Raw genomic sequence first — 24,022 nt, forward strand, 5'->3', positions numbered from 1 at the left:
GTACAATCTTCCACTCTCAATCCGGAAAATAGTTCATATATCTCTAAACATAGTCATCGGTTATATAAATGAGTATGTTTAACATAATTAAGCGAGAATTCTCCCACCTCTAAGCGTCTGGGGCGAAGCCCAGCGTAGGTGGGAGATGAATCGCCCGTACATAAACCTTTTGGCCACCCCTGTGACAGATATGACGAACGGAAGTTCGTGATTCCGTCAGATTCCCCATCCCCCGTCGCGGGTATCGGAATGAGAAGAGAATCATCCTACTATCTGGTGGAAGGGAGGGGCAGACATGCTGAAGGGCTACAAATACAGGCTCCACCCGACGGCGGCACAGGCCGAGTTCCTCGTCAGGACGATCGGCTGCGCCCGCTTCGTCTACAACAAGCTGCTCGAGGACCGCATCACCATCCACGAGGAGGCGAAGGCTGGGACCGGCCCGAAACGCAAACCGCCGACACCGGCCTCCTACAAGCCCCTGTTCCCGTTCCTCGCTGAGGCGGACAGCCTCGCGCTCGCCAACGCGAAGCTGCACCTCGACGCGGCGTTCGCGAAGTTCTTCGCCGGGACGGCCGGCTTCCCGGTGTTCAAGTCGAGACGGAAAGCGCGCGCGTCCTACACGACGAACAACCAGCACGGCACGATCCGCATCGAGGGAAACCGGGTCCGGCTCCCGAAGGTCGGGTTCATCCGCTTCACACAGCACCGAATCTTCGACGGGGCCATCCGCTCTGCGACCGTGTCGATGACGAAGACGGGCAAGTTCTTCGTGTCGCTCCTCGTCGAGCAGGACGACGAGCCGTGGGTCCCGGCCGAGCACAAGATCGGGATCGACCTCGGCCTCGGGCACTTCGCCGTCATGACGAACGACGCGCTCGTCACGGAGAAGATCGCGAACCCGCGCAACCTACGAAAGGCCGAGGCGCGGCTCAAACGCACGCAGCGTGCGCTCTCCCGCAAGAAGCCCGGCAGCCGGAACCGCGAGAAGGCCCGGCTCGTCCTCGCGAAGAAACACGAGCAGGTCAAGAACCGACGGCACGACTTCCTCCACAAGCTGTCACGACGCATCGTCGACGAGAACCAAGTCGTCGTCGTCGAGACGCTGAAACCGAGGGAGATGATGCAGGACCGCCGCCTGGCAAAGTCGATCGGGGACGCCGGGTGGGGCGAGTTCGTCCGCCAGCTCGCCTACAAATGCAGGTTCCACGGCCGCACGCTGATCCAGGCCGACCCCTGGTTCGCCTCGACCCAGGTCTGTTCGGCCTGCGGCGAGAACGGCGGCAAGAAGGACCTGCACGTCCGCGAGTGGACATGCGCCGCATGCGGGGCGCACCATGACCGCGACGTCAACGCGAGCCTCAACCTGTTGGGCCTCGCCGACTGAAACACTCCAGGGCAGGGACTGCCCGACGAGCTTGGTCCACAACCGTGGCTGGTAAGAACACGGTCTTCCCAAGAAGCTCCCACTTCAAGTTGCGAAGCAAATAAGTGGTGAGTAGTTCACCGATAAATGAGGGTTTTCTTATGCGCAATTATAACTATCAGTCCCTGACCGAATTGGCCTTACCGATGGAAACGGTACGATTGATCGGCCGCATCAATGAATATAAAGGGAAACAGGATTTGTATAAACAACAGGCACCTCAAATCTTGAACACATTACGTGACGTGGCTGTCATCCAATCGACCAAGGCTTCCAATGCAATCGAGGGAATCGTCGTGACCGAGAGCCGCCTACGCACCATCATGTCGAAGACCTCTGACCCGGCCGACCGCTCGGAAGCTGAAATTGCCGGATACCGGGATGTCTTGAACTTGATTCATGCCTCAGCCCAGGACATCCCAATCAACCCGAACATCTTGCTTCAGCTCCATAAAGAGCTTTACAAGTTTGTTCCGATTGAGGGCGGGAGATGGAAGAATGTCGATAACGAGATTAGTGTGCCCTTCCCTGATGGCACGCGCCGGACGCGTTTCGTACCAGTCCCAGCCTTTGAGACCCCAGCGGCTGTCCAGACCTTATGTGACAGTGTAAAAGAGCGTCGCCAAAACGAAGACGTCGATTCGCTCATTTTAACCAGTATGTTCGTCCTCGACTTTTTATCCATCCATCCGTTCAATGACGGGAACGGACGAATCGCCCGTCTTTTGACCTTGTTGATGCTTTATCAATTCGGCTTTGAGGTCGGTCGCTATATTAGTCTCGAGAAGATTGTCGAGGAGCGAAAAGAGGATTACTATGAATCCCTGCGGTTATCATCGATTCATTGGCATGAGAACCGACAAGACCCGCTCCCATGGATCAACTATCTGTTGAGCGTGATCCTTGCCGCATATAAAGAGTTAGAAGATCGCGTAGGACTTGTCACGTCAGGAAGTCAAAGTAAGAGTAGCCGGATTAGACGATTCGTAGAAGGGAGAATCGTACCGTTTACCAAGTCGGATGTTCGGAATGCCTGTCCCGACATCAGCGAGGCGACCATCAACCGTGTCCTTCGGGAATTACGGGATGAAGGGGAAATCGCTCCGTCTGGACTCGGCCGGAGTGCAAAATGGATTAAGCAATAATTCACGACTTGTTCTATGGAACACGAGAATCCTAAACCTCAGAGGAGAACCAACATGAATTTATTGGAATATATCAGTCTATCTGCAACCGCATGGTTTATGGGCTTCTTCCCTATGTTCGAAATCTATTTGGCTATCCCGAGTACGATGTTACTTGGTCTCGACGGCGTCTCTGCCGTCTTCTGGGCCGGACTCGGCAACTTCTTGCCGGTTCCTCTGCTCGCTTATTTTTACGATTGGTTGCATCGATTCAAACGTCTCAGCGGTTGGCTCGATCACTTAGAGAAACATCGATTTAGTCATTTGATGCGCGAACATGGCAGTTGGTCAATCATCCTCGTCACGCCCCTACTAGGGTCATGGGTCGTTGGCGTGATTGGTCATTCGATTGGGATGAGACGTTCCACACTTCTCACCTATTCAGCAATCAGCATATTTGGATACGGTGTGTTAATCGCTTGGCTCACTTCTAAAGGAATCGAGTTCACATTCTGAGGTACGTCTGACGTCCGTAGCAACTGAAAAAGGTATCTGATTCATTCTGTTTTGAATGAATCAGATACCTTTTTTGATGTAGATTGCTCAATCGTTATCCTTTGTCTGAAGAAGAGATTGCGTGATGGCTTCTTTCCGCTAAAAACTCATCCAACTGGAAGTCATGCTTGTCGAGCACGATTTGTTCGCGGTTGATGCCCCGCTCACGTAGCATCGCGATCGTCTCCCGCAAGAAGTCGTCGCTGCCGACGATGTAATACAAACCTTCCATATCCTGTGCGAGCGTCTCGACCGCCGCGTAATAATCTGAACGATTGGCGACGAACTCGGCCGTGAAACCGTCTCTTGATGCGAACACATCACGGAACAAGTAATCTGTCGACGAGTCGACGTTCAAGGAATGGAGATGTGGGATACCTTCCCCGTTCGCCAAATAGTCAAGTACGATCGGACGGAACGTCGCGAGCCCGACGCCAGCCGACAACAAGTACACATTCTTCCCCTCACGCTTCAATGGGACGTTCGAATGTGTCTTGAAGATGGCGACTTGTTCGCCAATCTTCATATCACGCAAGATTGACTTGAACTCGGAGCACTCTCGCTTGATCCGTGTCGTGATACCGATCGCGCCTTCACGCGGCAGCGTCGAGATCGACATGTGGCGAATCAAGCTCCGGTTCGGTTTGTCTTCTTTGTTGAACCCTTCTAACGCGAAGTGGGTATGCGCCCCCTCGTCCCACGTGAAGCCGTCCGGGAGCTCGAGTTGGAACGTGTATGTATCTGGCGCTTCCTGTACAACTCGTTGAATCGGTGTCCAGTAAATCTGCATCGTCGTCACTCCTTCCTTCTATTAATAGACCGCAATCGGTCCGTATGGTCCTTGAATGATTTCAAGCTTCGTCTCAAAGATGTCGGATAGCGTCTCGGCGACCATGATCTCATCAACCGTACCGAAGGCGGCGATCTTGCCGTCTTTCATCGCACAAATCCGGTCCGAGTACTTGGCCGCGAAGTTGATGTCGTGGAGCACGGTGACGATCGTCCGGCCGAACTCGTCGGCGACGTGGCGCAAGTATTCCATCATCTGGACCGAGCGAGCGATGTCCAAGTTATTGAGCGGCTCATCGAGCAACACGTATTCCGTCTCCTGGCAGAGCACCATCGCGACGTACGCCCGCTGGCGCTGCCCGCCCGACAGTTCATCGAGATAACGATGCTCGAGCTCCGTCAAATCAAGGAAGTCGATATACTTCGAGATGATGCGTTCATCCTCTTGCGTCAACCGTCCTTTCGAATATGGGAAGCGACCGAACCCGGCGAGCTGACGGACGGTGAGACGCGTCACGAAATGGTTTTCTTGCCGTAAAATCGTGATGATTTTCGCCAAGTCTTTCGATTTCGTGCTCGACACGTCCATCCCCGCGACTTGAATTTGACCCGCGTCTAAATCGAGCAGGCGGCCAATCATCATGAGCGTCGTCGACTTGCCGGCCCCGTTCGGCCCAATCAACGACGTGAACCCGGCTTTCGGGATGTCGAGATTGATCGGTCCGATTCGGACGTCATCCGTATACGATTTTTGTACTTGTTCAAGTTGAATCATAGCGATTTTCTCCTTAAGATGATTGCCAAGAAAACGATTCCGCCGAACAATTCGATAATGACGGACACGACACTCGGTGTATTGAGAATGTGATACATAAAGAAATACGCGCTCGTCAACACGAAGAAACCGAGCGCGAACGCCATCGGGAACATATACTTATGGTCATACGTCGAAGCAACCTGATAGCTGAGCGTCGCCACCAAGAATCCAAAGAACGTCAGCGGTCCGATGAGCGCTGTCGATACCGACATCAATAGCGAGATGAGAATGAGCGTAAAGATGACGCTCCCCCGATGGTTCACCCCGAACGATGTCGCTACATCTTTCCCGAGTGCGACGACGTTCAAGCGATTTGAGAAGCTATACAACATGATTCCGACGACAATCACAATCGGAATGACGATTGGGAAGTACGCGGCATCAGCATGCATGACCGATCCGAACAGACGGGCCTGAAGGATATCAAAGTCCGACGGCGCGAGCATACGGCGCATGAACGAGGACACCGAATTCAAACCGGTCCCGATGATGATCCCGACGAGAAGCATGAGTTGCAGATTCCCGTATTTCCCGGACAAGAGCCAGCCATACAAGAGCAGGCTCATGAGCACCATGAGGCCGACCTGGGTCAAAAAGGCACCGGTTCCCGAAAAACCGATTAACGCACCCGCACCGAAGAAGAAGATCATGCTCGTCTGAATCGTCGAATAAAGCGCATCGAACCCGAGCAAGGATGGCGTGATGATGCGGTTGTTCGTCACCGAATGAAACGCGACCGTCGCCAAGCTTTGACAGAGCGCGGCGATCGCCATCGTAACGACGGCGACGACCCGACGCTCGACGACCGGGATGAACGACGGCGAATCGAACGGGACCGGATTGTTGTAGACGAGTAACCCGAACGCACAGAGCAGTCCGCCCACGATGAAGAATGCAAGGAACAGCCAATAACGGCGCTGTTCTCGTTTCGAACGGAACGCCGTCGCACACCGCTCTTCCGTATGCACGGATCGACCATCGACGTCATACGCTTCCCGTTGCTTCGTCTTGTTTTCGATGAGTGTGCTCATCGTACCCCTCCCGTCTTCCGTTGTCTCAAGAGAATCGCGATAAACACGACCGACCCGACCGTCCCGAGAATGAGCGATACCGGTAATTCAAACGGCATGATGATCGTCCGCGAAATCAAGTCGCTGACGAGAACCGTGCCCATACCGATGACGCATACCCACGGCAAGTTGCTGCGGAGATCGTCTCCACGAAACATCGAGACGATGTTCGGGACGATCAGTCCGAGGAACGGCAGATTGCCGATGACCGTCGCGACGACCCCGACCGCAAGTGCGATCAGCCCCGTCGCAATCAAGATGAGACGGCTATAGTTGACGCCAAGGCTCGTCGCGATATCTTCGCCGAGTCCGGCGAGCGTTAACCGGTTCGCGAGGATGAAGATGAAGAACGTGACGAGAATGATAAGCCACAAGTATTCATAACGTCCGACCTGCACCGATGCGAACGACCCGACGAACCAGCCTTCAATAGTCTGACTCGCTTGGAAGAACAAGCCGAGAAACGTCGACACGGCCGATACGACCGCCCCGAGCATGAGCCCGATAATCGGGACGATCAACGATGAGCGAAGTTTGACCGAGCGCAGGAACCAGAAGAAGACCATCGTTCCGATGAACGAGAAGACGATGGCCCCCGTCATGCGCATCATGAGCGTCGGCGCCGGAACGAGCAGATACACAGTGAGCAGACCGAGCCCCGCCCATTCGAGCGTCCCGGTCGTCGTCGGTTCGACGAGACGGTTTTGCGTAATCAGTTGCATGACGAGCCCCGACATCGCCATGGCGGCACCGGTCAACATGATGGCAATCGTGCGCGGGACGCGGGTAATCCAAAACATATCCGCTCCGCCCTCCTGACGAATGTCATAGACACCGGTCACGAGCGAGAGGCATGCCAACATGAAGACAACGAGAACTGCTACGACAAAGGACTTTGTCCATATGTTAGAAAAGGAGGGCTGAGACAATGTCTCAACCCTTGCTGTCATTGGTTTTTGCACAACATGACTCCCTTACTTCGAAAGCGCGGCTGCGATATCGTTGAATAGTTCAGAGTATGTTTGAATCGACTCGTTGATGTACGTGTCGTTCGGTGCATAAACGATTTTTGCATCTGTCACGGCTTTTGTTTTTTGAAGTGCCGGTGCGTTATCGATCACGTCTGCTGCAGGTATAGCGTCTTCCATGCTCGAAATCGCCGCGTCACGGTCGAGGACGAACAACCAGTCCGGGTCACTCTCAGCAATCGCTTCAACCGATACCTCATCCCCTTGGTGGTCACCTGTCGTTTTCTCTACCTCGAGGGCAGGTGTCCAGTCAAAGATGTCATACATCGGTCCGAAGACACGACCTGTATTCGGTGCCGAGAATCCGATATCGCCGCCTGAGACGATGACTGACATCACTTTGTCTTCACCGTTGTATGAAGCTTTTACACTGTCGATCGATGCTTCGAAGCTTTTGATGAGTTCATCTGCTTCCGTTTCTTTTTCAAAGATTTGGCCGAGTGAACGCGTCGTCGTCTCAAAGCCTTCTACCAAGATTTCACCTGGCGTGCCCGCATCTTCTGGGAGCTCAATATTCAAATCGATGACGGCTGCTTCCGGAACTAATTTTTTAATGTCGTCGTAGTAGTCGGCGAATCGTTGACCGACGATGACGACATCCGGATCGACACCGGCGATTGCTTCTAAGTTCGGTTCATTGTGCATCCCGACGTCAACGATGTCTTTATCATTTTTATAAGGCAAGTCCGCTGGAATCAATCCGATTGGTGCCGCGACCAAGTCGATGTCCCAATCCGAGAGCGTCTCGAACGTCCGGTTGTCGAGCGCGACGACCTTCTCCGGGTTGACCGGTACTTCGATCGTGCCATGTGCGTCCGTGATTTCCACCGTCTTCGGTTTCGCTTCCGCTTCCGCGTTACCCGTATCTTTTGCTTCATTCTCGTTCCCGCATGCCGCGAGCAACAAGACGAGCGATGTCGCCATGATTGATGCTTTTAATTTCCCCACTTTTTCCATCTCCCTATATGTATTGATTACGCCGACAACCTTCTCAATCGAACGGCATCCCTGTTGTTGATCTTGTCTATGTAGGCAACAGGAATGCTTTATCGTTGATAATGATTATCATTGTCGTTTTCATTGAGAAGCATAGCAAACAAAAAAAGGATGCGCAATGCCAAAATTTCAAAAAGAGATTGGAAATATTTTTCCTACCATATAATGCAAAATAAAAAGAAAGTGGTACGAGACCACTTTCTGGAGGGTTAGCGTTCAGTTTTTCTTATCCCGCTTTCTCCCGAGAATGCTGTAAGTGAGAAATAATACGAACGTGTACGTGAACGAGAAGAGAATGATTTTCAGGAGGCCGTCCGGAAGCAGTTTCACGATGAAAAACAGCGAAAAGATGATGGCAATAATCAGATGAGGACCCCGGATATCTTCCGGCAGATCGCGCCAGTAGATCACGACGAGTGCCAACGCGAGCGGCCCGCATAGCGCAAATAAGATGAAGAACGGGACAGGCCGCATCAGAAATGGTACGTCTTGTTTCTGATGATTCATGCTTCCGAAATTCCGTTCGCGAGTAACAACAGGAAAATCCAAATCGATAACGGTACAATCAATCCGATGTTCGCGAAGAGGCTGAATAATCTAACCATCTTCTCCTTCGAGAAAAGTCCCCAGATGAGTGTGGCAAGCAACGCGATATCCAAGGCGAGATACACCCAGATGGCCGTCATCAAATTTAAATTAGGAAAGACACGGCCGTTCAATGTGAACAGCGTAAGCAGTGTTACCAAAAAAAGCACGAGCGTCGTGTAAAGCGGTGCATAATGACGTTTCGTCATCCAACCACCTCCTTTTTCCTAATTATCCCATTCACTTATTCTATCGACAACCCTTATAGATTTTGCTACATTCACAGCAACGTACATGAAGTAATGACATTGTTGGAGGTCACGGTTATATGGGTTTTGCTTATCTAGTTGCTGCGATTATCGCGGAAGTGTTCGGATCAAGTATGTTAAAACTGAACGCAACGTCGACGAACCGACTGCCAATCCTCGGTGTCGCGCTCGGATACGTGACCGCGTTTTATCTGTTGTCGCTCGCGCTCTTGTCCATCCCGCTCAGTTTCGCCTACGCGTTTTGGAGCGGTGTCGGGACTGCCGCGACGGCATTGATCGGCTTTCTCGTATTCAAGGAACAAGTTCGAAAACAGACCGTCATCGGCATCGGACTCGTCATCGTCGGGCTCGTCTTGATGAAAATATGAAGGAGGGACACGTGTGAAAGGGTATCTATTATTACTGGTCTCGATTTCGTTCGAGGTGCTCGGCACATCGATGCTGAAGCTGTCAGACGGCTTCACAAATTTGTTGCCGAGCGTGATCCTGCTTGCGAGTTTCGCCGTCTCGTTCACGCTCATGGGCTTCGTCTTGAAGACGATCCCGCTCAGCATTGCCTATAGCGTCTGGGCAGGTCTTGGCACGGTCGCGACCGGATTGATCGGGGTATTCGCCTACGGTGAAGTGCTCTCGACACTGAATAGCATCGGGCTCATCGTCATCGTGCTCGGTGTCATCGTCATGAATTTCGGGAAAACGAATACGGTACACGGCTAACGTTTTTAGAAAGGAGTGACGCGAATGCTCGCACCATTGATCGAAGAGAAAGAACGCCTTTTATTGACGACGGAAGTTCGGACGTCGCCCGAGCGATTGCGTGAACTGTTGACCGAAGATTTTTTTGAAATCGGGAGCTCCGGTCGCGTCTTATACAAAGAAGACGACACGAATACGATGGACCTTGGAGAGATTGACATCACACTGTCCGACTTCAACCTCGAAGTCATCCGCGACGATGTCGTGCTCGCTACGTATCGAACCGAGAATCACGCGACTGAGAAGACCGCTCTCCGCAGCTCGATTTGGGTCAGGATTGACGGCGTATGGAAAATGCGATTCCATCAAGGGACACCTGCACAATAACAATAGGTAGGGCGCGCCGATTTAAGCGCCCCCTTTTTTTCTATTCACCCTGCCATTTTTTTTGCTCACCCGCCTTGTCCGGATGTCCTATAATTCACGTATGAATGACACCAAAAGAGAGGGTCGACAAAATTGAATACATATAGCACACGCAACCACCTTGAACCGGTCATGCGACGACCGAGAGCCACGTTAGAAGAGAAGTTAGCGCTTATGGAGTCACGCCGAAAGAAATTGATGTTCGAGCCGACGATCCCGCTCGATGCCATCCGTAAAAAGAAACCGTCCATCACCGTCACGTTCTCCGTCGGTGGCTTCGGTGTCCACAACGAGTCCACGTTGACGTTCTTTGAAGACGGGTCGGTCAAACGAGAAGTGATTTGGCGCGAAGATTACGACTTGAGCGTAGCAATCCCAAGCTCAGGTTGGTACGAAAAGGAGGATGCGATACGCGTCCACGAACGATTCGTCGCCCTCTCCTCACATCGTTGGCCTGAAGTGTTTGAAGAAAAAGGATATTACACCACCGATGGGACGCAGTGGAGCCTCGTTGTGAAACGTCACGGGAAACTTATCCATCAGCATTCCGGCAGCAACGCCTACCCATCGAGCTGGAAAGCCGTCACGGAACTGTTCGGCATCTCGTGAACCGACAAAGGGAGCACCCACTTGGGCGCTCCCTTTTCTCATATCGCCTGAATCATCTCGACCCGATTGCCGAACGGGTCGCGGAACTCGAACCGGTCAAAGCCAGGGATTGGAATCCCTTCGAGCCGCTCGATTCCTTCTGCTTCGAGTTTCCGTCCCCACTCCGCTAAATCGGTCACCACATAGGCGACATGTGCTTTCGTCGTCAGCCGATCGACCCCGTCCTCGGTACCGACATGGACGCTTTGGTCGCCGACTTGAAGCCAAAACCCGCCTCGTCCTTGAAGCGACTCCGGTTTGTCGATTTCATTCAAGCCGAGCACATCGCAATAAAACGCGCGTGCTGTCGCTTCTTCACCTTTTGGGATCGTGATTTGGACGTGATGGATGCCTGTGATCATGTCGTTTTCCCCTTCCGATACGTCAATCCGATAAACTGCAGTTTTTGGTTGAACAAGCGTGGATACGACATATAGCCGACCATGACGGCTGAGATCGTCGCCGTCGTCAAGATGAGGAACAAGATGAGCAGTTGGTACAACACCGCCTCCATCGGGTCGGCGCCGCCGATGATGAGACCGCTCATCATGCCCGGGAGCTGGACGAGCCCCATCGTCTTTTGCGCCTCGACGGTCGGGATCATACTCGTCCGGATGGCGTTCTTCAAGCTCCGCTCGATTGCGATTTTCGGTGCCCCGCCCATCGACAGGATGAGCTCGATGACCTCATCGCTCCGTTCGACCTCGTCTTTGAACTTGTTCAAAAACAGGAGTGACAACACCATACAGTTGCCGATGACCATACCGCTGATTGGAATGATTTTCTCCGGCTCGAACGGGATGATGCCGAGCCCGAGCATGAGCCCCATCGTCAGCGACTCGACCGTGACGAGCGTGAGGACGATCATCCAGGTGATGCCAGGGATGCCGTCCCCTTTTTTGATGATGTTTTGCGTCGCCGCGCCAATCATGAGGAGGATCATGAGCAGCATGAACACCGGGTTATCGCTCTCGAAGACGAACGTCAAAATGTAGCCGATCAACAACAGTTGAATGATCGAGCGTACCGTCGCGATGACGATGTCACGCTCGAGACCGAGCTTCAAAAATAACGCCAACCCGAGCGGAATCGCCACGAAAATCAAGGAAGTCATCAGTTCGATGAAAGTCATAGCTCTTCCCCCCTGACGAAACGCCCGATCATCGGATTGTCCGACTCGTCGATGAACGACGCGTCTCCGAACTCAATCAATTCCCCGTTCCGTAAAAACCACATGTCGTCACTGACCCGTCTCGCTTGATCGAGGTCGTGGGTGATCCAAATGACGGTGACCCCGAAATCTTTTTGAAGTCGCACGATCAAATGCTCGATCTCTTTCACCGTCCGGTAGTCGAGGCTCGACGTGATCTCATCTAACAGCAAGACGTCCGGTTTATTGACGAGCGTCCGGGCGATGGCGACCCGGCTCCGCTCCCCGCCCGACAACGTCTTGATCGGTTGGTCGAGCGAGATGCCATCCAAGTCGACTTTTCCGAGCAGCTCTGTCGCTTTAGCCCGGTCGAGCGTCTCCCTGAAAATCGCTTTCGGTAAATTCAAGTTGTCGTACACCGTCCCGTCAATCATCGGGGCGCTTTGGAACGCCATGCCGATCTGTTTCCGGAGCGCGATGACATCGATATCGCGGATGTTCTCGCCTTTGAAATAAATGTCGCCCGCGTCCGGCGATAGTAGCCCGTTAATATGCTTCAGGCACGTCGTCTTGCCGGCGCCGCTCGGTCCGACGAACGTCGTGATTCGGCCTTCGCGGAAGTAGCCGGTGATGTTATGTAGGATGTCGTGATGACTGACCCCAATGAATTCAATGATGTTCATAAGTATCTCCCTCGTTCACGTACACATTTCATGTTTTAATAGCGAATACATATACAAGTCGTCATAGTTGCCACGCGTGAACTCATACCCTCGAAGTAACCCTTCGCGTGTGAACAAGTGACGCTCGACCAGACGCTGAGATGCCTTGTTTTCCGGTTCGATCAGCGCCTCAATCCGGTGGAACCCGAGTTGCACGAACCCGTGACGAATCACAGCGTCGAGTGCTTCGCCGGCGATGCCTTGTCCCCAGTAAGCTGGACTGAGTTCAAACCCAATTTCGGTCCGATGATGTTTCGATGATACGTTTAAAAATCCGCAGCTGCCGATGACTTCATCTTGTCCGGTCAACGTGATCCCCCAACGCATCCCGGTCCCGTCACGAACAATCGTGTCGTACCAGGCAATCTCTTCTAACGCGTCATCTAATGATGTGAACGGTTCGAGTCCCATATGGGCGACGACTTCAGGCTTCGACAAATACGATAACAGGCTAGTTGCATCGTTCGGCATCACCTGTCGCAACGTTAGCCGCTCAGTCTTTAGCGTGATCACAAACGGTTTCCTTCCACCGGATCGGTGACGACTTCCCCGTTTGAATCAAGTAACGGTGTGATCCCGCCACTCGTCCCGACCCACGTCTGGATGTAGTTGACGCCGGTCGCGGTGTCGACAAGGATTGTGATTTGGCCAAGTTCTGGCAGTTGCTCCGTCAATTTGACTTTGAAACGTTTCATCCCGGCCACTTCTGCTACTTTTTTCTTGAATAACATGATATCCCGCCTTCCTATTATTCTAACTGTACGCAACTCGTCTCCTATTTTCAATGAATGCGATATCTTCAAGGCTGACAAATCCTTAACCCGTTCATTTTTGTTTAATATGACTACAAAAAAACACGCCAGGTTTCGGCGTGTTTTCAAGCGTAGCTCCGTTCGATGACGAAACTTGTCTTGTCCCCTCGGAAATATGAACGTGAGTACTCGATCGTTTTTCCTGACGCGTCCTCGGTCACCGTCTCGATATAGAAGCACGGCGTCCCGAGCGGACAGTCGAGAAGATCGCTTATCCGTTCGTCGGCGAGCGCGATCTCGAGCGCCTCGGTCGTCTTGGCGACGTGGACGTCGTGGACTTCCGCTAGCGTTTGGAACAGCGAATGCTCGGCCTGGTCTTTCGTGATACCCGGCGCGATCTGCCACGGGATGAACGAGACCTCGTATTGCGTCGGCTCCCCGTCGGCGTGACGGATCCGTTCGATCTTTTGGATCGGTGCTTGTTCGTCGACCGTGAATACGTCGGCGAGCTGGGCGTTCGCCGAGACGACCGACAAGTCGATGAGCGACACTTGGCCGCGCTTGCCTTGGACGGCGAGCTGGGCCGCGTAATTGTTCGGCGTATGCGATAACGTCTGCCGGACTTTCTTCCCGGCGACGAACGTGCCGCGCCCTTGCTGGCGGACGAGATAGCCTTCCGTCGTCAACTGGTTGAGCGCGCCGCGGACCGTCGTCCGGCTGACGTCGAACTCTTCGCATAACGCGTACTCGGTCGGGAATTTCTCGCCTTCTGTATAATGTCCGCTCTTGATACGGGACAATAACTCTTCTTTGATGGCTGTTTGAAGCGTCGACTGCGACATTCTGTCACCCCTTTGTGTCATCCTTCTTTCCTTTATTCTGATACAGCAAACATACAAATGCAAATACAAAAAACAATTTGTATTATTTGTACTTTTTATATTGCGACAAGTTGTACTATTTGTTATATTTGTTACAACAAAAAGAAATCGCTTTCACAAGGAGGAGTTGGCACTATGGCAGTCAAGGTCGTCATCATCGGTGGAGGTTCGAGTTATACCCCCGAAATCATTGAAGGTTTGATCCAGCGGCAAGCGACGTTTCCGGTTCGGGAGATCGTTCTTGTCGACATCGAGGAAGGGAGAGACAAATTAGACATCGTCGGCCGTCTCGCCGAACGGATGATTCAAAAGGCAGGCGCTGACATCAGACTCAGTTGGACGCTCGACCGGAAAGCAGCACTTGTTGGCGCCGACTTCGTCTCGACGCAGATCCGCGTCGGTGGCCTGAAAGCCCGCGCCTTTGATGAACGCATCCCGCTCAAGCACGGCTTCATCGGTCAAGAGACGAACGGTGCTGGCGGCTTGTTCAAAGCGTTCCGGACGATCCCGGTCCTCGTCGAGCTCGCTAATGAGGTGGCGGAGATTTGCCCGGACGCGTGGCTCGTCAACTTCACGAACCCGGCCGGTATCGTCACCGAGGCCGTCTTGCAGCACTCGGCCCACAAAAACGTCATCGGCGTCTGCAACATCCCGTTCAACATGCGCAACTCGGTCGCGGAGATTTTAGACACGCCGGTCGAACGTGTCGCCATCGAATTCATCGGACTCAACCATTTCGTGTTCGGCCGCCACGTCTGGGTCGACGGCGTCGATCGCACGGACGACGTACTCGCGTCACTGAACGCCGGCACCGACTACTCGCCGGCGAACATCGTCGGGCTCGGTTGGAGCGAGTCGTTCTTGAAATCGCTCCGCATGTTGCCGAACCCGTACCATCAATACTATTTCCAAACGGCGGACGTACTCGCGAAAGATCTAGCGGCGTATGAACAGAACGGCACGCGCGCCGAGGTCGTCCAGCAAGTCGAGGCGCAACTGTTCGAGAAATACAAAGACGTCGAACTCGACGTGAAGCCTGTTGAGCTCGAACAGCGCGGCGGCGCCTACTATTCCGACGCCGCCTGCAACTTGATGGACTCGATCTACAACGACCGCGGTGATATCCAGACGGTGAACACGTTAAACCGCGGCGCGATTCGCGATTTACCGGACGACGCCGTCATCGAAGTGAACGCCGTCATCACGAAAGCAGGACCGCGACCAATCGCAATCGGTTCGCTCCCGCTCCCGATCAAAGGACTCATCACTAATTTGAAGACGTTTGAACAGCTCGCCATCCGCGCAGCGATGTCCGGCTCATACAACGATGCCTATCTCGCCTGCCTGATGAACCCGCTCATCCAAGATGAGAAGAAAATCGATCCGCTGCTCCGTGAGCTATTCGACGCGCATGAAGCGTACTTACCACAATTTAAGAAGGAGGTTTACTCATGAACAAGTTTATCGAAATCGCTGGGCGCATCGGTTCCCAGCGACACTTAGTCGCCATCCGTGATGGATTCGTCTCGGTCATGCCGCTCATCATCGTCGGTTCGCTCGCTGTCCTCATTAACAACTTCCCGGCCATCAATTTAGGTGGCCTCTCGCTCGACTTCGTCGGCATGATGAACAATGCGTTCGGCGAAGGGAACTGGCAAGGACTCGGCGGCAACATTTGGACAGCCTCGTTCGCCATATTAGGCCTTTTGGTCGCTTTCTCGATCGGGTATAACTTGGCCCGGTCATATGGAGTCGATGGGCTCGCCGCCGGGATTTTATCGGTCGCGTCATACATCATGCTCGTGCCGGTCACAGAAGACTGGGGACTTAACTTCGCTTGGCTCGGTGCCCAAGGATTATTCGTTGCCATCATCGTCTCGATCGCAGTCACCGAACTGTTCCGTTACCTCATCAACACGAAATTGACAATCAAGATGCCGGAAGGCGTACCGGGTGGGGTCACCCGTTCGTTCCAAGCACTCATCCCGTCGATGCTCATCTTGACGCTCGTCGCCGGAGTTCAACTGTTCATGACACTCCAAGTCGAGCTCAGCATTTTTGAAGTCATCTTTAAAGTCATCCAGCAACCGCTTCAAGGGTTCGGTGACTCGCTCGCGGCCGGTCTCGTCATCGCTTTCTTAAACCATATCCTTTGGTTCTTCGGACTTCACGGCACGAACATCATCGGTTCGGTCATCGAGCCGATCTATCTCCCGCTCATCGAGCAAAACTTGGCCGCGTTCCAAGCAGGCGTCTCGGCGTATGACGTCCCGTACACGGTGACAAAACCGTTCCTCGACTCGTTCGTCTTCATGGGCGGATCAGGTACGACGTTCGCCCTGCTTCTCGCCATCTTCATCGTCGTCCGCAAGCAGCGCAACCACCCGTATCACCAAGTCGCGAAACTGTCGGCGCCGGCTGGACTGTTCAACATTAACGAACCGGTCATCTTCGGTCTCCCGATCGTGTTGAACCCGGTCATGTTGATCCCGTTCATCTTGGTACCGGTCACGCTCACGATCGTGTCGTACGTCGCCCTCTCGACGGGCATGGTACCGAAGACGGTCGCCATCGTGCCATGGACGACGCCACCGATCATCAGCGGTTACCTCGTCACCGGCGGTAGCGTCCGCGGCGTCTTGCTCCAAATCGTCAACTTGACGATCGCGACGGCGATGTATATCCCGTTCGTCATGGCAGGAGCGAAAGCGATGACGGCCGAAATCAATAAAAATAAAGCAGAAGTCAACGAAGGAGAGAAAATCAGTTGAAGACAGAAAGCATCCAACAATTATCGTTCATGATCATCTTACACGCCGGAAACGCCCGCTCATCGGCGTTCGAGGCGATCGCCGCCGCCAAACGCGGCGAAGGTGAACTCGCCGAAGCGAAAATGAAAGAAGCGGATGAGGCGTTTTTAGAAGCACACAAGCTTCAAACCGAGCTGTTGCAAGAAGAGGCACGCGGTGCGACGAGCGACATGAGCGTCCTGCTCGTCCACGCCCAAGATCACTTGATGACGGCAATGACCGTCAAAGAACTTGCGATCGAGATGGTCGATATGATCACTCGACTCAACCAATTGGAGGAATTGAAATGAACATCTTACTCGTCTGCTCGGCCGGTATGTCGACATCGATCCTTGTTGAAAAAATGCGCACCGAGGCTGCCTCACGTGGCTTGGACGCGACAATCGAAGCCATCCCGGAATCACGCTTGAAAGAACAAACGAACGTCGACGTCATCTTGATCGGACCACAAGTCCGCTACCTCGAAGGCAAGATCAAAGCATCCGTCACGGTACCGGTCGCTGTCATCGACAATATGGCTTACGGGCTCATGAAAGGCGACCAAGTGCTCGACCAAGCGCTCGGTCTCGTGCAAAATGCATAAAACGCACGTCTTGATCAACGCCGATGACTTTGGACTGACATCTGGTGTGAATACCGGAATCCTCGACAGTCACGTCCACGGTATCGTCAATTCGGCGACGATGATGATGAACGGCTATGCCGTCGAGGAGGCCGTCACGATGGCAAAACTTCATCCCGCCTTACACGTCGGCGTGCATCTCGCCTTGACGTGGGGACGGCCGCTCGCAAAAACGAGCACACCGCTCACGAAAGAAGACGGGACGTTCCGCTACACGAACCGGTTTCTGACGGAAACGGCACCCGACCCTGAGCTCGTCTACCTCGAGTGGAAAGCGCAAATCGAGGCGTTCCGCGCGACGGGACTGTCGCTCCATCACCTCGACAGCCATCATCACGTCCACGGCTGGCCGGCGATCCAAGACGTCATCGTCCGTCTCGCCGAAGAATACGACACGACGTTTCGGGCCTTAACGACACTCGATGCACGACGGGACTTGTGGGTGACCGAGCGGTTCAGTGACCAGTTCTACGGCGATGGCGTGTCCCGGGCAACGCTCGACGCAATTCAACCAGGCGACTCGATCGAAGTCATGGTCCACCCGGCCGACATCGATGAGATTTTACCAAGCGTCACGTCTTACCTCGTGCAACGCTTACTGGAAAAGCAGCTATTGATCAACTATGAGCGCCCTGATTGGTGGGTGTAGAAAAAGAGAGTTGTTCACCGTTTACCGGCGAACAACTCTCTTTTCTGTTCGTAGATTAACCAGGTAGACCTCTTTCTTGTCTACTCATGTCTTCAATCACTATGTCATAGATCTCACCTAGCGACGCACAATATTTAACGAGATCCCACGGTTCGTTCGTGTGAAAATGAATCTTGATTAGATTTTCGTCCCCGACTGCCAACAAACAATCTCCTGCGAAGCTTGTGTTGATGTACTCAAATATCGCATCTTCGGATAGTTGCTCCCCTTCGATCAACAGTTGTGTATCATACTTGAATTCTATCATCTTGTTCACCTCCAATTTCAAAGGATAGACTAGACAGAGTGTAATGATTACCATCTAGTGCTAGATTATCTCTTTTAGTACCGATTGGCAAATCAGCCGTCGCTCTTCAAACTTCTAAAGGTTGAACTGGCGTTGGATCTGTCGCGCGACCGTTTCGGCATCAAGGTCCGTATTGTTGATCCGCAAATAGTTGTCGACATCGATCTCTCCATCACGCGAGTTCAAGCGGTACAGCGTCGCCGTCTGCTTCAATTCAGCCTCGGACCAAGCGATATCCCGTTTCGTCGGCTTATGTGCCAGCCGGTTCTCGGTCGTGTTCCGGGCGAGCCGCTCCTCGATTTCCGCTTCGAGCTCGACGTAGTAGACGTCCGCCCCGTGCGACTCGAACAGTTCCGCCACTCCTTCGATATAGATCCGGTCTTCTTCCATATCAAACGCCCAGACGAATGTGAAGATCAAGCCGGGCTGATCGCTTTTCGCGACCGCTTCGAATAACTCGTGCCGAAACAGTTGGACGAGCCGGCGCCCCTCGTTCGTCCCGTAATCAAAGAACGGGCTGACGAGATCGATCGTCATATGGTTATGTAGTAACTTCAATCCTGTCTGTTTCGCTAGCTCCTGGCCGACCGTCATCTTGCCGACGGCTTGTGGACCGATCAGTATGACAAGCTTCATTCCTTCCCCGTCCTTTATCCATTTTTTTCTAGCATACCATACGGCTCGAGTCCTCGAATAGGAACACTGAAAAGCGGGAAAACACGTACCAACGGCTGCTCAGCTTCTAAGGAGGACATTCCCATGCCAAAAGACCCCAAACTCGAACGCTTCGTCCTACGTGTCTCTGTATTTGGCTCCTTGTTCTTCGCCATCGCCGGGATCATCGTCGGTTACGCGTTATCGTCCGCTTTCATCCTGTTCGATGGCGTCTATTCGTTCTTGAGCGTCATCATGAGCTGGATCTCGCTCCGGGCCGGCGTGTTCATGCTGACGTCGGACAAGCGCTTCCCGTTCGGCAAGAGCACGATCGAGCCGTTCATCATCTTGTTCCAATATGGTGTCCTCTTATTCGTCATCGTCAACGCCTTCCTCGGTGCGATCGATGATATCCGCGCCGGCGGCAACGACCTCGTCCTCGGTTGGGCGCTCGTCTATCTCACAATCAGCGGCGCATTGACGTACGGGATCTTCCGCTACTTACGGACGTTCCAGATGAAAGCGAGCTCCGGTCTCGTCAGTGCCGAGATCGTCCAATGGCGACTCAGCTTCATCTTGACCGGTGGTGCCCTCATCGGCTATTTGATCGCCCAAGTGCTCGTCTGGCTATCGTTTGACGCCATCTCCCCGTACGTCGACCCGGTCATGCTCATGCTGATCACCCTTTGGCTCGTCAAGACGCCGCTCATCGAGATGTGGGTCGCCATCAAAGAATTGATCGGGATGAACACCGAGACCCCGTACAGTAAACAGATCACACTCACCATCCTCCAAGTCGCCCATCAATACGAAGTCTCGAAAACATACGTCCGGACGACGAAGTCCGGTAATCTTCTCTTCATCGAGATCGACCTCGTCGTGGCGAAAGACTACCCGTATGACAAAATCGCCGAGCAGGACCGGATCCGTCAAAAGATCGAGGACGCGCTCGCCTTCTTGCCGTATGAGAAATGGCTGACGATCTCGTTCACACAAGACAATCGCTGGGCAGAATAATAGCGAGCGACATAACGTCACTCGCTACTTTTTATTGCTCAAACGCCCGGCGCAGAATCTCTTCTTCCTCGGCGTTTCCTAAGTTCCGGTTCACGACGCGCTCGATGTCGATGTCGAGTTCATCTTTCAATAAGTTCGCACTCCGATCTTGCCCGATGATGACGACCTCGTTCCATTTATGTTTCTTGTGTAAGGAACGAATCTCACCGGCGATATCCCGGTAAAACCGTCGGACTTGTTTTTCTTTCCGGCTGTCGAATTGGTCGATTTGGCTGCTTGACGCTGCCTCGCCACCCTTACCGCGACCTTGGTACCGTCTCCATTGATCGGTGTCTAAATCAAGATCGAACACGACGACGTCCTCAACTTCACCGAGCCGCGTATCGTAGGCGGTGATGCTGTCGAGCTGGGCGAGCAAGATGCCCGTGTTCGGGAATTCGGCGTCGAGTCTCTCGATTTGGTCCAAGTTAGGTTTGTCACCGTAATGGAAGTCGTTCTCAACGTCAAGCTGCAGGAAGTGGAGCTCGAATAAGCCATCATTTCCTTCCGCAAACAAGACGATGCTGCGCAACAGCTTATGCTCGTTGCCCATAATCTCACGCTCGGCCCGTTCCCGGACGCCTTTGAACGCTTTCAACTTCGCCTCGTCCCCGTTCTTGATTTCTTGCTCGAGCCGGCGCAGCTCGTTCTTCAAATGAATCTCCCATTTATCGCGCTCGCTCGGCTTCGTACTTAAGTAGAGACTCAGTACGCCCGCCTCCGTGTTATGCAGTTGCTTGATCTTTCCGAGTTCTGTTGATAATGCCATCTTGTTCCCTCCTCAGTAAATGAACGCAGCGAGTATCCCTGTGATGAACACAGATGTGATCGTGACCGTCGAGAATCCGGCGACAATCATTTTCGGTAATATTTCATCCTCGATCACATGCACCTCCTCTTCCGTCTCCCCGATATTCTTCGCCGCCTCTTCGCTCAAGATGAGTGTTCCTGGAAAACCATATAACGACGTCAACCCGATCGCCATCGACATCTCTTTCGAGTAGCCGAGGAAGCGGCCGACGAGGAGCGCAAACAACAAAAGTCCGGACACGCCGAGAACGAATGAAATCGTGATCGGCACGATCAAATCGAACAACGCACTCGGTGACAGCGTCGCGAGTGGTCCGAAGATGATGAGCAGGATGGCGATCATGATGAGACCGTACGCATCGATCCCGTTCAACGCGTTCGCTTTCAAAACCTTGAAGCGGCGCAACACGATACCGAGGATCAAGGCGATGACGAACGTGTTCAGGTAACCGTTCGTCCATCCGCTGATGACGGTCGAAATCAAGACGACGACCCCCATGACGAACAACGTCCCGGCCGTCGTATGGAACGGCGCCGGCAAAATCGAGTCATCTGTCTCGTCATGGACGACGGCATGTTGTTCAGGCGTGACGAGCGTCCCGTCCCGATGTGCCGTCCGGATGCGGAGTGCCTCTTTCCGTAAGATGATCGACGTGAGCGGAAAACCAATCAGCCCTTGCGTCGCCGCGATCAAGACCGGGAATACAGCGACCGAGACGAGTCCCGCGTTGACGGCGGCGTCTTGGACGAGAATGATCGAGATCGTTCCGCCGCTGATAGCTGCGATGGCACTTAAAATATAATTCGTATCGAGGAAAAATTGCCCGATCACGTATAGAAAAATCCCGATGCCGAGCACGGCGGAGACACCGATGACGAACGTCTTCCATTGCCGCTTGAACTCGTCGAGACTGATGAGCGTCCCGAGATGGACGATAACGAGTCCGACGACCGTCTGACCGAGGGCTAGTAAAGATGATGACGGTAACAAATCTTCCGGGAACAATCCGGATTTGAAGCCGACGAGAAAGATGACAGAGGCGACAAATAGCGAGGACAGCAACGCTTTCGTTTTCTTGGCGACGAAATCACTGATCGTCCAAATGAGCATGACGATCGTGAAGGCGAGTAAGGAGTTCATGAAGGGCTCCCCTTTCCAAAGTTAGACGCGCGGTTGGTAGCTGAATCCTAATCCATGCACATCGGCGACGTTGTAGACGATCATGAACGAACGTTTATCGATTGCGTCGATCGTTCTGAGTGCCGTCTGATATTCGCCACGTGTCAACACAATCATCAACATCTCCCGATTTTCTCCTTGAAACCCTCCTCTCACGTCAAAGACGGTGATTCCCCGGTCGACGTCCCGATAGAGCGCCTGCTTGATGTCGTCTAGGTGCGACTCGCTCATGATGAAGATGGCTTTTTTCCGGTCAAGGCCGAGCTCGATATACGCCATGACCGCCGACGTCAAAATGATCGAGGCGATTGCGAACAGGAACGATTCGATCCCGAAGACGAACAAGCTTGAGACGACGATGAGCGCATCGGTCAAAAAGAAGCCAATCGCCGTGTTCAACCCGGTGTATTTGTTCAAGATGAGCGGCGGGATCGTCGTCCCTCCGCTCGAGGCACCGATTCGGTACAGCATGGCGACCGCCGCAGCGAACAAGATACTGCCGAACACGACCGAGAAGAACCGGTCTGTCGTGACCATATATTTCGGGACGACGGCGAGAACGAGCGGCAAGAACAGGCTGCCGAGCAGCGTATTGTAAAACACTTTCTTCCCGAGAAAGACGAACGTCAAGACGAGCATGACACCGTTCAAGACGAAGACGACGATTGAGCGGTCGATGCCGAGCACTTCTTCTAACAAAATTCCGATCCCGGTCACGCCACCAGCCGCAATCTCGTGAGGACCTAAAAACAAGTTGATCGCCAACCCGAGGACGATGATCGAGGCGAGGATGATGCCGACGTCAATGATTCGTTTTCGCACGACAACCCATCCCCTTCCCTCATGCTTGGAACGACTGCATCGTCTCAATCAACCGGAGTACGAACGTCACACTGTCCTCGAGCTCTTTGATCGGGATCGACTCATCGACCGTATGAATCGCGTCGTACCCGATGGAGACGTTGAGTGCGACTTTTCCGAACTCGTTGAACACGTTGGCATCACTCCCACCGCCGCTATGCTCATAGCGTACCGGGAACGAAGTATGCGCGAGCGCTGCCGAGACGTGGCGGACGAACGGTTCGTCTTCCTCGAACCGATAGCTCCGGATCATCTGTTGTTGCTTGATGTCGACCGTGCCGCCATGGTTTTGTGCCGCTCGTTCGAACGTCTCGATCATGTGTGCGACTTGTTCGACGCAGGCGTCGTGATCGAGCGACCGGGCCTCCCCTACGAGCGTCGCATGTTCCATGACGACGTTACTGCCGGTCCCGCCCGAAATCTTGCCGATGTTCGCGGTCGTTTGTTCAGTGATGCGCCCGAGTTTCATCTGATGAATCGCCTCGGCCGCGATGACGAGTGCCGAGATACCTTTCTCCGGTTCGAGTCCAGCGTGGGCCGCCTTCCCGTGGATATCGATATTCAGGCTGAACATACTCGGTGAACTTAAGATGATGCCGCCGACCGGTCCGCCGTTGTCGAGGATGAGCCCGTGCTTCGCTTTCAGTGTTGACATATCGAGTGCTTTCGCTCCGAGCAAACCGACTTCTTCTCCTGGTGTGAGTACGAGTTCGATCGGCCCGTGCCGGGTTCGTCCTTCACGCAACCGTTCCACCACTTCAATCATGATGGCGATTCCGGCCTTGTCGTCGGCCGCTAAAATCGTCTCTCCTTCTGAATAGACAACATCATCCCGAATGACCGGAACGATGCCTTTACCAGGTGACACCGTATCGATATGAGCCGACAGGAATAACGGTGCGATCGAGGCGTCGCCGGCTAGACGGGCGATCAAATTGTTCGAACCGAGACCGGTCTCTGCTGTCGAGTCATCCTCGTCAATTTCAAGACCAAGTCCATCGAATCGTTCTTTTAAATACTCTAAAAATGGACCTTCGGCATAAGACTCTGAATCAATTTGTACGAGTTCCATGAACGTGTGGGTGATGCGCGAGGACATA

The 24,022-nt window shown here is 53.4% G+C and carries 32 protein-coding genes; 13 read left to right on the forward strand and 19 right to left on the reverse strand.

What is annotated here, in order from left to right; translation table 11 throughout:
- Positions 1-295 precede the first annotated feature (295 nt).
- From EVJ21_RS06045 to EVJ21_RS06055, 3 genes are all read left to right on the forward strand, one after another.
- Positions 296-1,387, forward strand: coding sequence for an RNA-guided endonuclease TnpB family protein (locus EVJ21_RS06045; RefSeq protein WP_131490105.1), 1,092 nt, complete (start codon positions 296-298; stop codon positions 1,385-1,387).
- A gap of 140 nt (positions 1,388-1,527) precedes the next feature.
- On the forward strand, positions 1,528-2,571 hold the full coding sequence (locus EVJ21_RS06050; protein WP_236636561.1) for a Fic family protein: 1,044 nt from the start codon (positions 1,528-1,530) through the stop codon (positions 2,569-2,571).
- A gap of 54 nt (positions 2,572-2,625) precedes the next feature.
- Positions 2,626-3,066 (forward strand): small multi-drug export protein, encoded by a 441-nt coding sequence (locus EVJ21_RS06055; RefSeq protein ID WP_131490106.1) that lies wholly within the window; start codon positions 2,626-2,628, stop codon positions 3,064-3,066.
- Between the two features lie 94 nt (positions 3,067-3,160).
- Here the strand turns inward: EVJ21_RS06055 and EVJ21_RS06060 are convergent, their stop codons facing one another.
- The 7 genes from EVJ21_RS06060 to EVJ21_RS06090 form a co-directional block, all read right to left on the reverse strand.
- Positions 3,161-3,895, reverse strand: coding sequence for a ferredoxin--NADP reductase (locus tag EVJ21_RS06060; RefSeq protein WP_131490107.1), 735 nt, complete (start codon positions 3,893-3,895; stop codon positions 3,161-3,163).
- Between the two features lie 21 nt (positions 3,896-3,916).
- Positions 3,917-4,669, reverse strand: a complete 753-nt coding sequence (locus EVJ21_RS06065; RefSeq protein ID WP_070328510.1) for an iron ABC transporter ATP-binding protein — start codon at positions 4,667-4,669, stop codon at positions 3,917-3,919.
- Positions 4,666-5,742, reverse strand: coding sequence for an iron chelate uptake ABC transporter family permease subunit (locus tag EVJ21_RS06070; protein WP_131464230.1), 1,077 nt, complete (start codon positions 5,740-5,742; stop codon positions 4,666-4,668). Before EVJ21_RS06070 ends, EVJ21_RS06065 begins: the two co-directional genes overlap by 4 nt.
- Positions 5,739-6,731: an ABC transporter permease gene (locus EVJ21_RS06075; protein ID WP_370259176.1), complete on the reverse strand. Its 993-nt coding sequence runs from the start codon at positions 6,729-6,731 to the stop codon at positions 5,739-5,741. The genes EVJ21_RS06070 and EVJ21_RS06075 overlap by 4 nt, the downstream gene beginning before the upstream one ends.
- A 24-nt stretch (positions 6,732-6,755) precedes the next feature.
- The gene (locus tag EVJ21_RS06080; protein WP_483297296.1) at positions 6,756-7,757 is read right to left on the reverse strand and encodes a siderophore ABC transporter substrate-binding protein; all 1,002 of its coding nucleotides are present in this window, start codon (positions 7,755-7,757) and stop codon (positions 6,756-6,758) included.
- Between the two features lie 264 nt (positions 7,758-8,021).
- Positions 8,022-8,312, reverse strand: a complete 291-nt coding sequence (locus tag EVJ21_RS06085) for a hypothetical protein (RefSeq protein ID WP_131464236.1) — start codon at positions 8,310-8,312, stop codon at positions 8,022-8,024.
- Positions 8,309-8,599 carry a hypothetical protein gene (locus tag EVJ21_RS06090; protein ID WP_131464238.1) on the reverse strand — a complete coding sequence of 97 codons (291 nt, stop codon included), beginning with the start codon at positions 8,597-8,599 and terminating at the stop codon, positions 8,309-8,311. The genes EVJ21_RS06085 and EVJ21_RS06090 overlap by 4 nt, the downstream gene beginning before the upstream one ends.
- A gap of 119 nt (positions 8,600-8,718) precedes the next feature.
- On the opposite strand from EVJ21_RS06090, the gene EVJ21_RS06095 reads away from it, so the two are divergent.
- The 4 genes from EVJ21_RS06095 (at position 8,719) to EVJ21_RS06110 (ending at position 10,390) form a co-directional block, all read left to right on the forward strand.
- A complete protein-coding gene (locus EVJ21_RS06095) occupies positions 8,719-9,027 on the forward strand; it encodes a DMT family transporter (protein WP_070328504.1) in 309 nt (102 codons plus the stop codon).
- Between the two features lie 13 nt (positions 9,028-9,040).
- Complete coding sequence (locus EVJ21_RS06100; protein ID WP_131490109.1) at positions 9,041-9,376, forward strand: DMT family transporter; 336 nt, start codon at positions 9,041-9,043, stop codon at positions 9,374-9,376.
- Positions 9,377-9,400: 24 nt separating this feature from the next.
- On the forward strand, positions 9,401-9,742 hold the full coding sequence (locus EVJ21_RS06105) for a nuclear transport factor 2 family protein (protein WP_070328502.1): 342 nt from the start codon (positions 9,401-9,403) through the stop codon (positions 9,740-9,742).
- Positions 9,743-9,874: 132 nt separating this feature from the next.
- Positions 9,875-10,390, forward strand: coding sequence for a hypothetical protein (locus EVJ21_RS06110; protein WP_131470805.1), 516 nt, complete (start codon positions 9,875-9,877; stop codon positions 10,388-10,390).
- A gap of 38 nt (positions 10,391-10,428) precedes the next feature.
- Here EVJ21_RS06110 and EVJ21_RS06115 read toward each other — a convergent pair whose 3' ends face one another.
- The 6 genes from EVJ21_RS06115 to EVJ21_RS06140 all read right to left on the reverse strand — a co-directional run bounded on the left by EVJ21_RS06115 (position 10,429) and on the right by EVJ21_RS06140 (position 13,895).
- Positions 10,429-10,791 carry a VOC family protein gene (locus EVJ21_RS06115; protein WP_131464244.1) on the reverse strand — a complete coding sequence of 121 codons (363 nt, stop codon included), beginning with the start codon at positions 10,789-10,791 and terminating at the stop codon, positions 10,429-10,431.
- Complete coding sequence (locus tag EVJ21_RS06120; protein WP_131464246.1) at positions 10,788-11,561, reverse strand: ABC transporter permease; 774 nt, start codon at positions 11,559-11,561, stop codon at positions 10,788-10,790. Before EVJ21_RS06120 ends, EVJ21_RS06115 begins: the two co-directional genes overlap by 4 nt.
- Complete coding sequence (locus EVJ21_RS06125; RefSeq protein ID WP_131490110.1) at positions 11,558-12,262, reverse strand: ABC transporter ATP-binding protein; 705 nt, start codon at positions 12,260-12,262, stop codon at positions 11,558-11,560. Before EVJ21_RS06125 ends, EVJ21_RS06120 begins: the two co-directional genes overlap by 4 nt.
- A gap of 15 nt (positions 12,263-12,277) precedes the next feature.
- Positions 12,278-12,814, reverse strand: a complete 537-nt coding sequence (locus tag EVJ21_RS06130; protein ID WP_255570004.1) for a GNAT family N-acetyltransferase — start codon at positions 12,812-12,814, stop codon at positions 12,278-12,280.
- Positions 12,811-13,032, reverse strand: coding sequence for a DUF6440 family protein (locus tag EVJ21_RS06135; RefSeq protein ID WP_131490111.1), 222 nt, complete (start codon positions 13,030-13,032; stop codon positions 12,811-12,813). Before EVJ21_RS06135 ends, EVJ21_RS06130 begins: the two co-directional genes overlap by 4 nt.
- Positions 13,033-13,178: 146 nt before the next feature.
- A complete protein-coding gene (locus EVJ21_RS06140; protein ID WP_131456437.1) occupies positions 13,179-13,895 on the reverse strand; it encodes a GntR family transcriptional regulator in 717 nt (238 codons plus the stop codon).
- A 174-nt stretch (positions 13,896-14,069) separates the two neighbouring features.
- Between EVJ21_RS06140 and EVJ21_RS06145 the strand changes: the two genes are divergently transcribed.
- The 5 genes from EVJ21_RS06145 to EVJ21_RS06165 are packed head-to-tail and all read left to right on the forward strand — an operon-like array spanning position 14,070 to position 18,015.
- Positions 14,070-15,389 (forward strand): 6-phospho-beta-glucosidase, encoded by a 1,320-nt coding sequence (locus EVJ21_RS06145; RefSeq protein ID WP_131490112.1) that lies wholly within the window; start codon positions 14,070-14,072, stop codon positions 15,387-15,389.
- Complete coding sequence (gene celB, locus EVJ21_RS06150) at positions 15,386-16,705, forward strand: PTS cellobiose transporter subunit IIC (RefSeq protein WP_071398176.1); 1,320 nt, start codon at positions 15,386-15,388, stop codon at positions 16,703-16,705. The genes EVJ21_RS06145 and celB overlap by 4 nt, the downstream gene beginning before the upstream one ends.
- Before the next feature lie 29 nt (positions 16,706-16,734).
- Positions 16,735-17,034: a PTS sugar transporter subunit IIA gene (locus tag EVJ21_RS06155; RefSeq protein ID WP_035386318.1), complete on the forward strand. Its 300-nt coding sequence runs from the start codon at positions 16,735-16,737 to the stop codon at positions 17,032-17,034.
- Entirely contained in the window at positions 17,031-17,327 is a 297-nt protein-coding gene (locus tag EVJ21_RS06160; protein ID WP_071398177.1) for a PTS sugar transporter subunit IIB, read from the forward strand. Before EVJ21_RS06155 ends, EVJ21_RS06160 begins: the two co-directional genes overlap by 4 nt.
- Positions 17,320-18,015: a ChbG/HpnK family deacetylase gene (locus EVJ21_RS06165; protein WP_131490113.1), complete on the forward strand. Its 696-nt coding sequence runs from the start codon at positions 17,320-17,322 to the stop codon at positions 18,013-18,015. The genes EVJ21_RS06160 and EVJ21_RS06165 overlap by 8 nt, the downstream gene beginning before the upstream one ends.
- Positions 18,016-18,070: 55 nt before the next feature.
- On the opposite strand, the gene EVJ21_RS15575 is transcribed toward EVJ21_RS06165, so the two are convergent.
- Positions 18,071-18,376: a kinase to dihydroxyacetone kinase gene (locus EVJ21_RS15575; RefSeq protein WP_370259157.1), complete on the reverse strand. Its 306-nt coding sequence runs from the start codon at positions 18,374-18,376 to the stop codon at positions 18,071-18,073.
- A gap of 60 nt (positions 18,377-18,436) precedes the next feature.
- Entirely contained in the window at positions 18,437-18,997 is a 561-nt protein-coding gene (locus EVJ21_RS06175) for an AAA family ATPase (protein WP_131490114.1), read from the reverse strand.
- 123 nt (positions 18,998-19,120) lie between these two features.
- Between EVJ21_RS06175 and EVJ21_RS06180 the strand changes: the two genes are divergently transcribed.
- On the forward strand, positions 19,121-20,032 hold the full coding sequence (locus tag EVJ21_RS06180) for a cation diffusion facilitator family transporter (RefSeq protein WP_071398179.1): 912 nt from the start codon (positions 19,121-19,123) through the stop codon (positions 20,030-20,032).
- Positions 20,033-20,063: 31 nt separating this feature from the next.
- On the opposite strand, the gene EVJ21_RS06185 is transcribed toward EVJ21_RS06180, so the two are convergent.
- The 4 genes from EVJ21_RS06185 to EVJ21_RS06200 are packed head-to-tail and all read right to left on the reverse strand — an operon-like array spanning position 20,064 to position 24,021.
- Positions 20,064-20,840 (reverse strand): VLRF1 family aeRF1-type release factor, encoded by a 777-nt coding sequence (locus EVJ21_RS06185; protein ID WP_070328489.1) that lies wholly within the window; start codon positions 20,838-20,840, stop codon positions 20,064-20,066.
- Between the two features lie 12 nt (positions 20,841-20,852).
- The gene (locus EVJ21_RS06190; RefSeq protein WP_070328488.1) at positions 20,853-22,022 is read right to left on the reverse strand and encodes a hypothetical protein; all 1,170 of its coding nucleotides are present in this window, start codon (positions 22,020-22,022) and stop codon (positions 20,853-20,855) included.
- Between the two features lie 21 nt (positions 22,023-22,043).
- Positions 22,044-22,883, reverse strand: coding sequence for a YitT family protein (locus EVJ21_RS06195; protein WP_131490115.1), 840 nt, complete (start codon positions 22,881-22,883; stop codon positions 22,044-22,046).
- A 19-nt stretch (positions 22,884-22,902) separates the two neighbouring features.
- Positions 22,903-24,021 carry a M20/M25/M40 family metallo-hydrolase gene (locus EVJ21_RS06200; RefSeq protein ID WP_131490116.1) on the reverse strand — a complete coding sequence of 373 codons (1,119 nt, stop codon included), beginning with the start codon at positions 24,019-24,021 and terminating at the stop codon, positions 22,903-22,905.
- Between the last annotated feature and the right edge of the window lies 1 nt (position 24,022).

This window comes from Exiguobacterium sp. SH0S2, from assembly GCF_004337185.1.
GTDB classification, from domain to species: domain Bacteria; phylum Bacillota; class Bacilli; order Exiguobacteriales; family Exiguobacteriaceae; genus Exiguobacterium; species Exiguobacterium aurantiacum_A.

Bases quoted from the DNA above. Each gene is read 5' to 3' on its own strand.
- EVJ21_RS06045 (WP_131490105.1), top strand. From the start codon at position 296: ATGCTGAAGGGCTACAAATACAGGCTCCACCCGACGGCGGCACAGGCC.
- EVJ21_RS06050 (WP_236636561.1), top strand. From the start codon at position 1,528: ATGCGCAATTATAACTATCAGTCCCTGACCGAATTGGCCTTACCGATG.
- EVJ21_RS06055 (WP_131490106.1), top strand. From the start codon at position 2,626: ATGAATTTATTGGAATATATCAGTCTATCTGCAACCGCATGGTTTATG.
- EVJ21_RS06060 (WP_131490107.1), bottom strand. From the start codon at position 3,895: ATGCAGATTTACTGGACACCGATTCAACGAGTTGTACAGGAAGCGCCA.
- EVJ21_RS06065 (WP_070328510.1), bottom strand. From the start codon at position 4,669: ATGATTCAACTTGAACAAGTACAAAAATCGTATACGGATGACGTCCGA.
- EVJ21_RS06070 (WP_131464230.1), bottom strand. From the start codon at position 5,742: ATGAGCACACTCATCGAAAACAAGACGAAGCAACGGGAAGCGTATGAC.
- EVJ21_RS06075 (WP_370259176.1), bottom strand. From the start codon at position 6,731: ATGACAGCAAGGGTTGAGACATTGTCTCAGCCCTCCTTTTCTAACATA.
- EVJ21_RS06085 (WP_131464236.1), bottom strand. From the start codon at position 8,312: ATGAATCATCAGAAACAAGACGTACCATTTCTGATGCGGCCTGTCCCG.
- EVJ21_RS06090 (WP_131464238.1), bottom strand. From the start codon at position 8,599: ATGACGAAACGTCATTATGCACCGCTTTACACGACGCTCGTGCTTTTT.
- EVJ21_RS06095 (WP_070328504.1), top strand. From the start codon at position 8,719: ATGGGTTTTGCTTATCTAGTTGCTGCGATTATCGCGGAAGTGTTCGGA.
- EVJ21_RS06105 (WP_070328502.1), top strand. From the start codon at position 9,401: ATGCTCGCACCATTGATCGAAGAGAAAGAACGCCTTTTATTGACGACG.
- EVJ21_RS06115 (WP_131464244.1), bottom strand. From the start codon at position 10,791: ATGATCACAGGCATCCATCACGTCCAAATCACGATCCCAAAAGGTGAA.
- EVJ21_RS06120 (WP_131464246.1), bottom strand. From the start codon at position 11,561: ATGACTTTCATCGAACTGATGACTTCCTTGATTTTCGTGGCGATTCCG.
- EVJ21_RS06125 (WP_131490110.1), bottom strand. From the start codon at position 12,262: ATGAACATCATTGAATTCATTGGGGTCAGTCATCACGACATCCTACAT.
- EVJ21_RS06135 (WP_131490111.1), bottom strand. From the start codon at position 13,032: ATGTTATTCAAGAAAAAAGTAGCAGAAGTGGCCGGGATGAAACGTTTC.
- EVJ21_RS06140 (WP_131456437.1), bottom strand. From the start codon at position 13,895: ATGTCGCAGTCGACGCTTCAAACAGCCATCAAAGAAGAGTTATTGTCC.
- EVJ21_RS06145 (WP_131490112.1), top strand. From the start codon at position 14,070: ATGGCAGTCAAGGTCGTCATCATCGGTGGAGGTTCGAGTTATACCCCC.
- celB (WP_071398176.1), top strand. From the start codon at position 15,386: ATGAACAAGTTTATCGAAATCGCTGGGCGCATCGGTTCCCAGCGACAC.
- EVJ21_RS06155 (WP_035386318.1), top strand. From the start codon at position 16,735: ATGATCATCTTACACGCCGGAAACGCCCGCTCATCGGCGTTCGAGGCG.
- EVJ21_RS06160 (WP_071398177.1), top strand. From the start codon at position 17,031: ATGAACATCTTACTCGTCTGCTCGGCCGGTATGTCGACATCGATCCTT.
- EVJ21_RS06165 (WP_131490113.1), top strand. From the start codon at position 17,320: ATGCATAAAACGCACGTCTTGATCAACGCCGATGACTTTGGACTGACA.
- EVJ21_RS15575 (WP_370259157.1), bottom strand. From the start codon at position 18,376: ATGGTAATCATTACACTCTGTCTAGTCTATCCTTTGAAATTGGAGGTG.
- EVJ21_RS06175 (WP_131490114.1), bottom strand. From the start codon at position 18,997: ATGAAGCTTGTCATACTGATCGGTCCACAAGCCGTCGGCAAGATGACG.
- EVJ21_RS06180 (WP_071398179.1), top strand. From the start codon at position 19,121: ATGCCAAAAGACCCCAAACTCGAACGCTTCGTCCTACGTGTCTCTGTA.
- EVJ21_RS06185 (WP_070328489.1), bottom strand. From the start codon at position 20,840: ATGGCATTATCAACAGAACTCGGAAAGATCAAGCAACTGCATAACACG.
- EVJ21_RS06190 (WP_070328488.1), bottom strand. From the start codon at position 22,022: ATGAACTCCTTACTCGCCTTCACGATCGTCATGCTCATTTGGACGATC.
- EVJ21_RS06200 (WP_131490116.1), bottom strand. From the start codon at position 24,021: ATGTCCTCGCGCATCACCCACACGTTCATGGAACTCGTACAAATTGAT.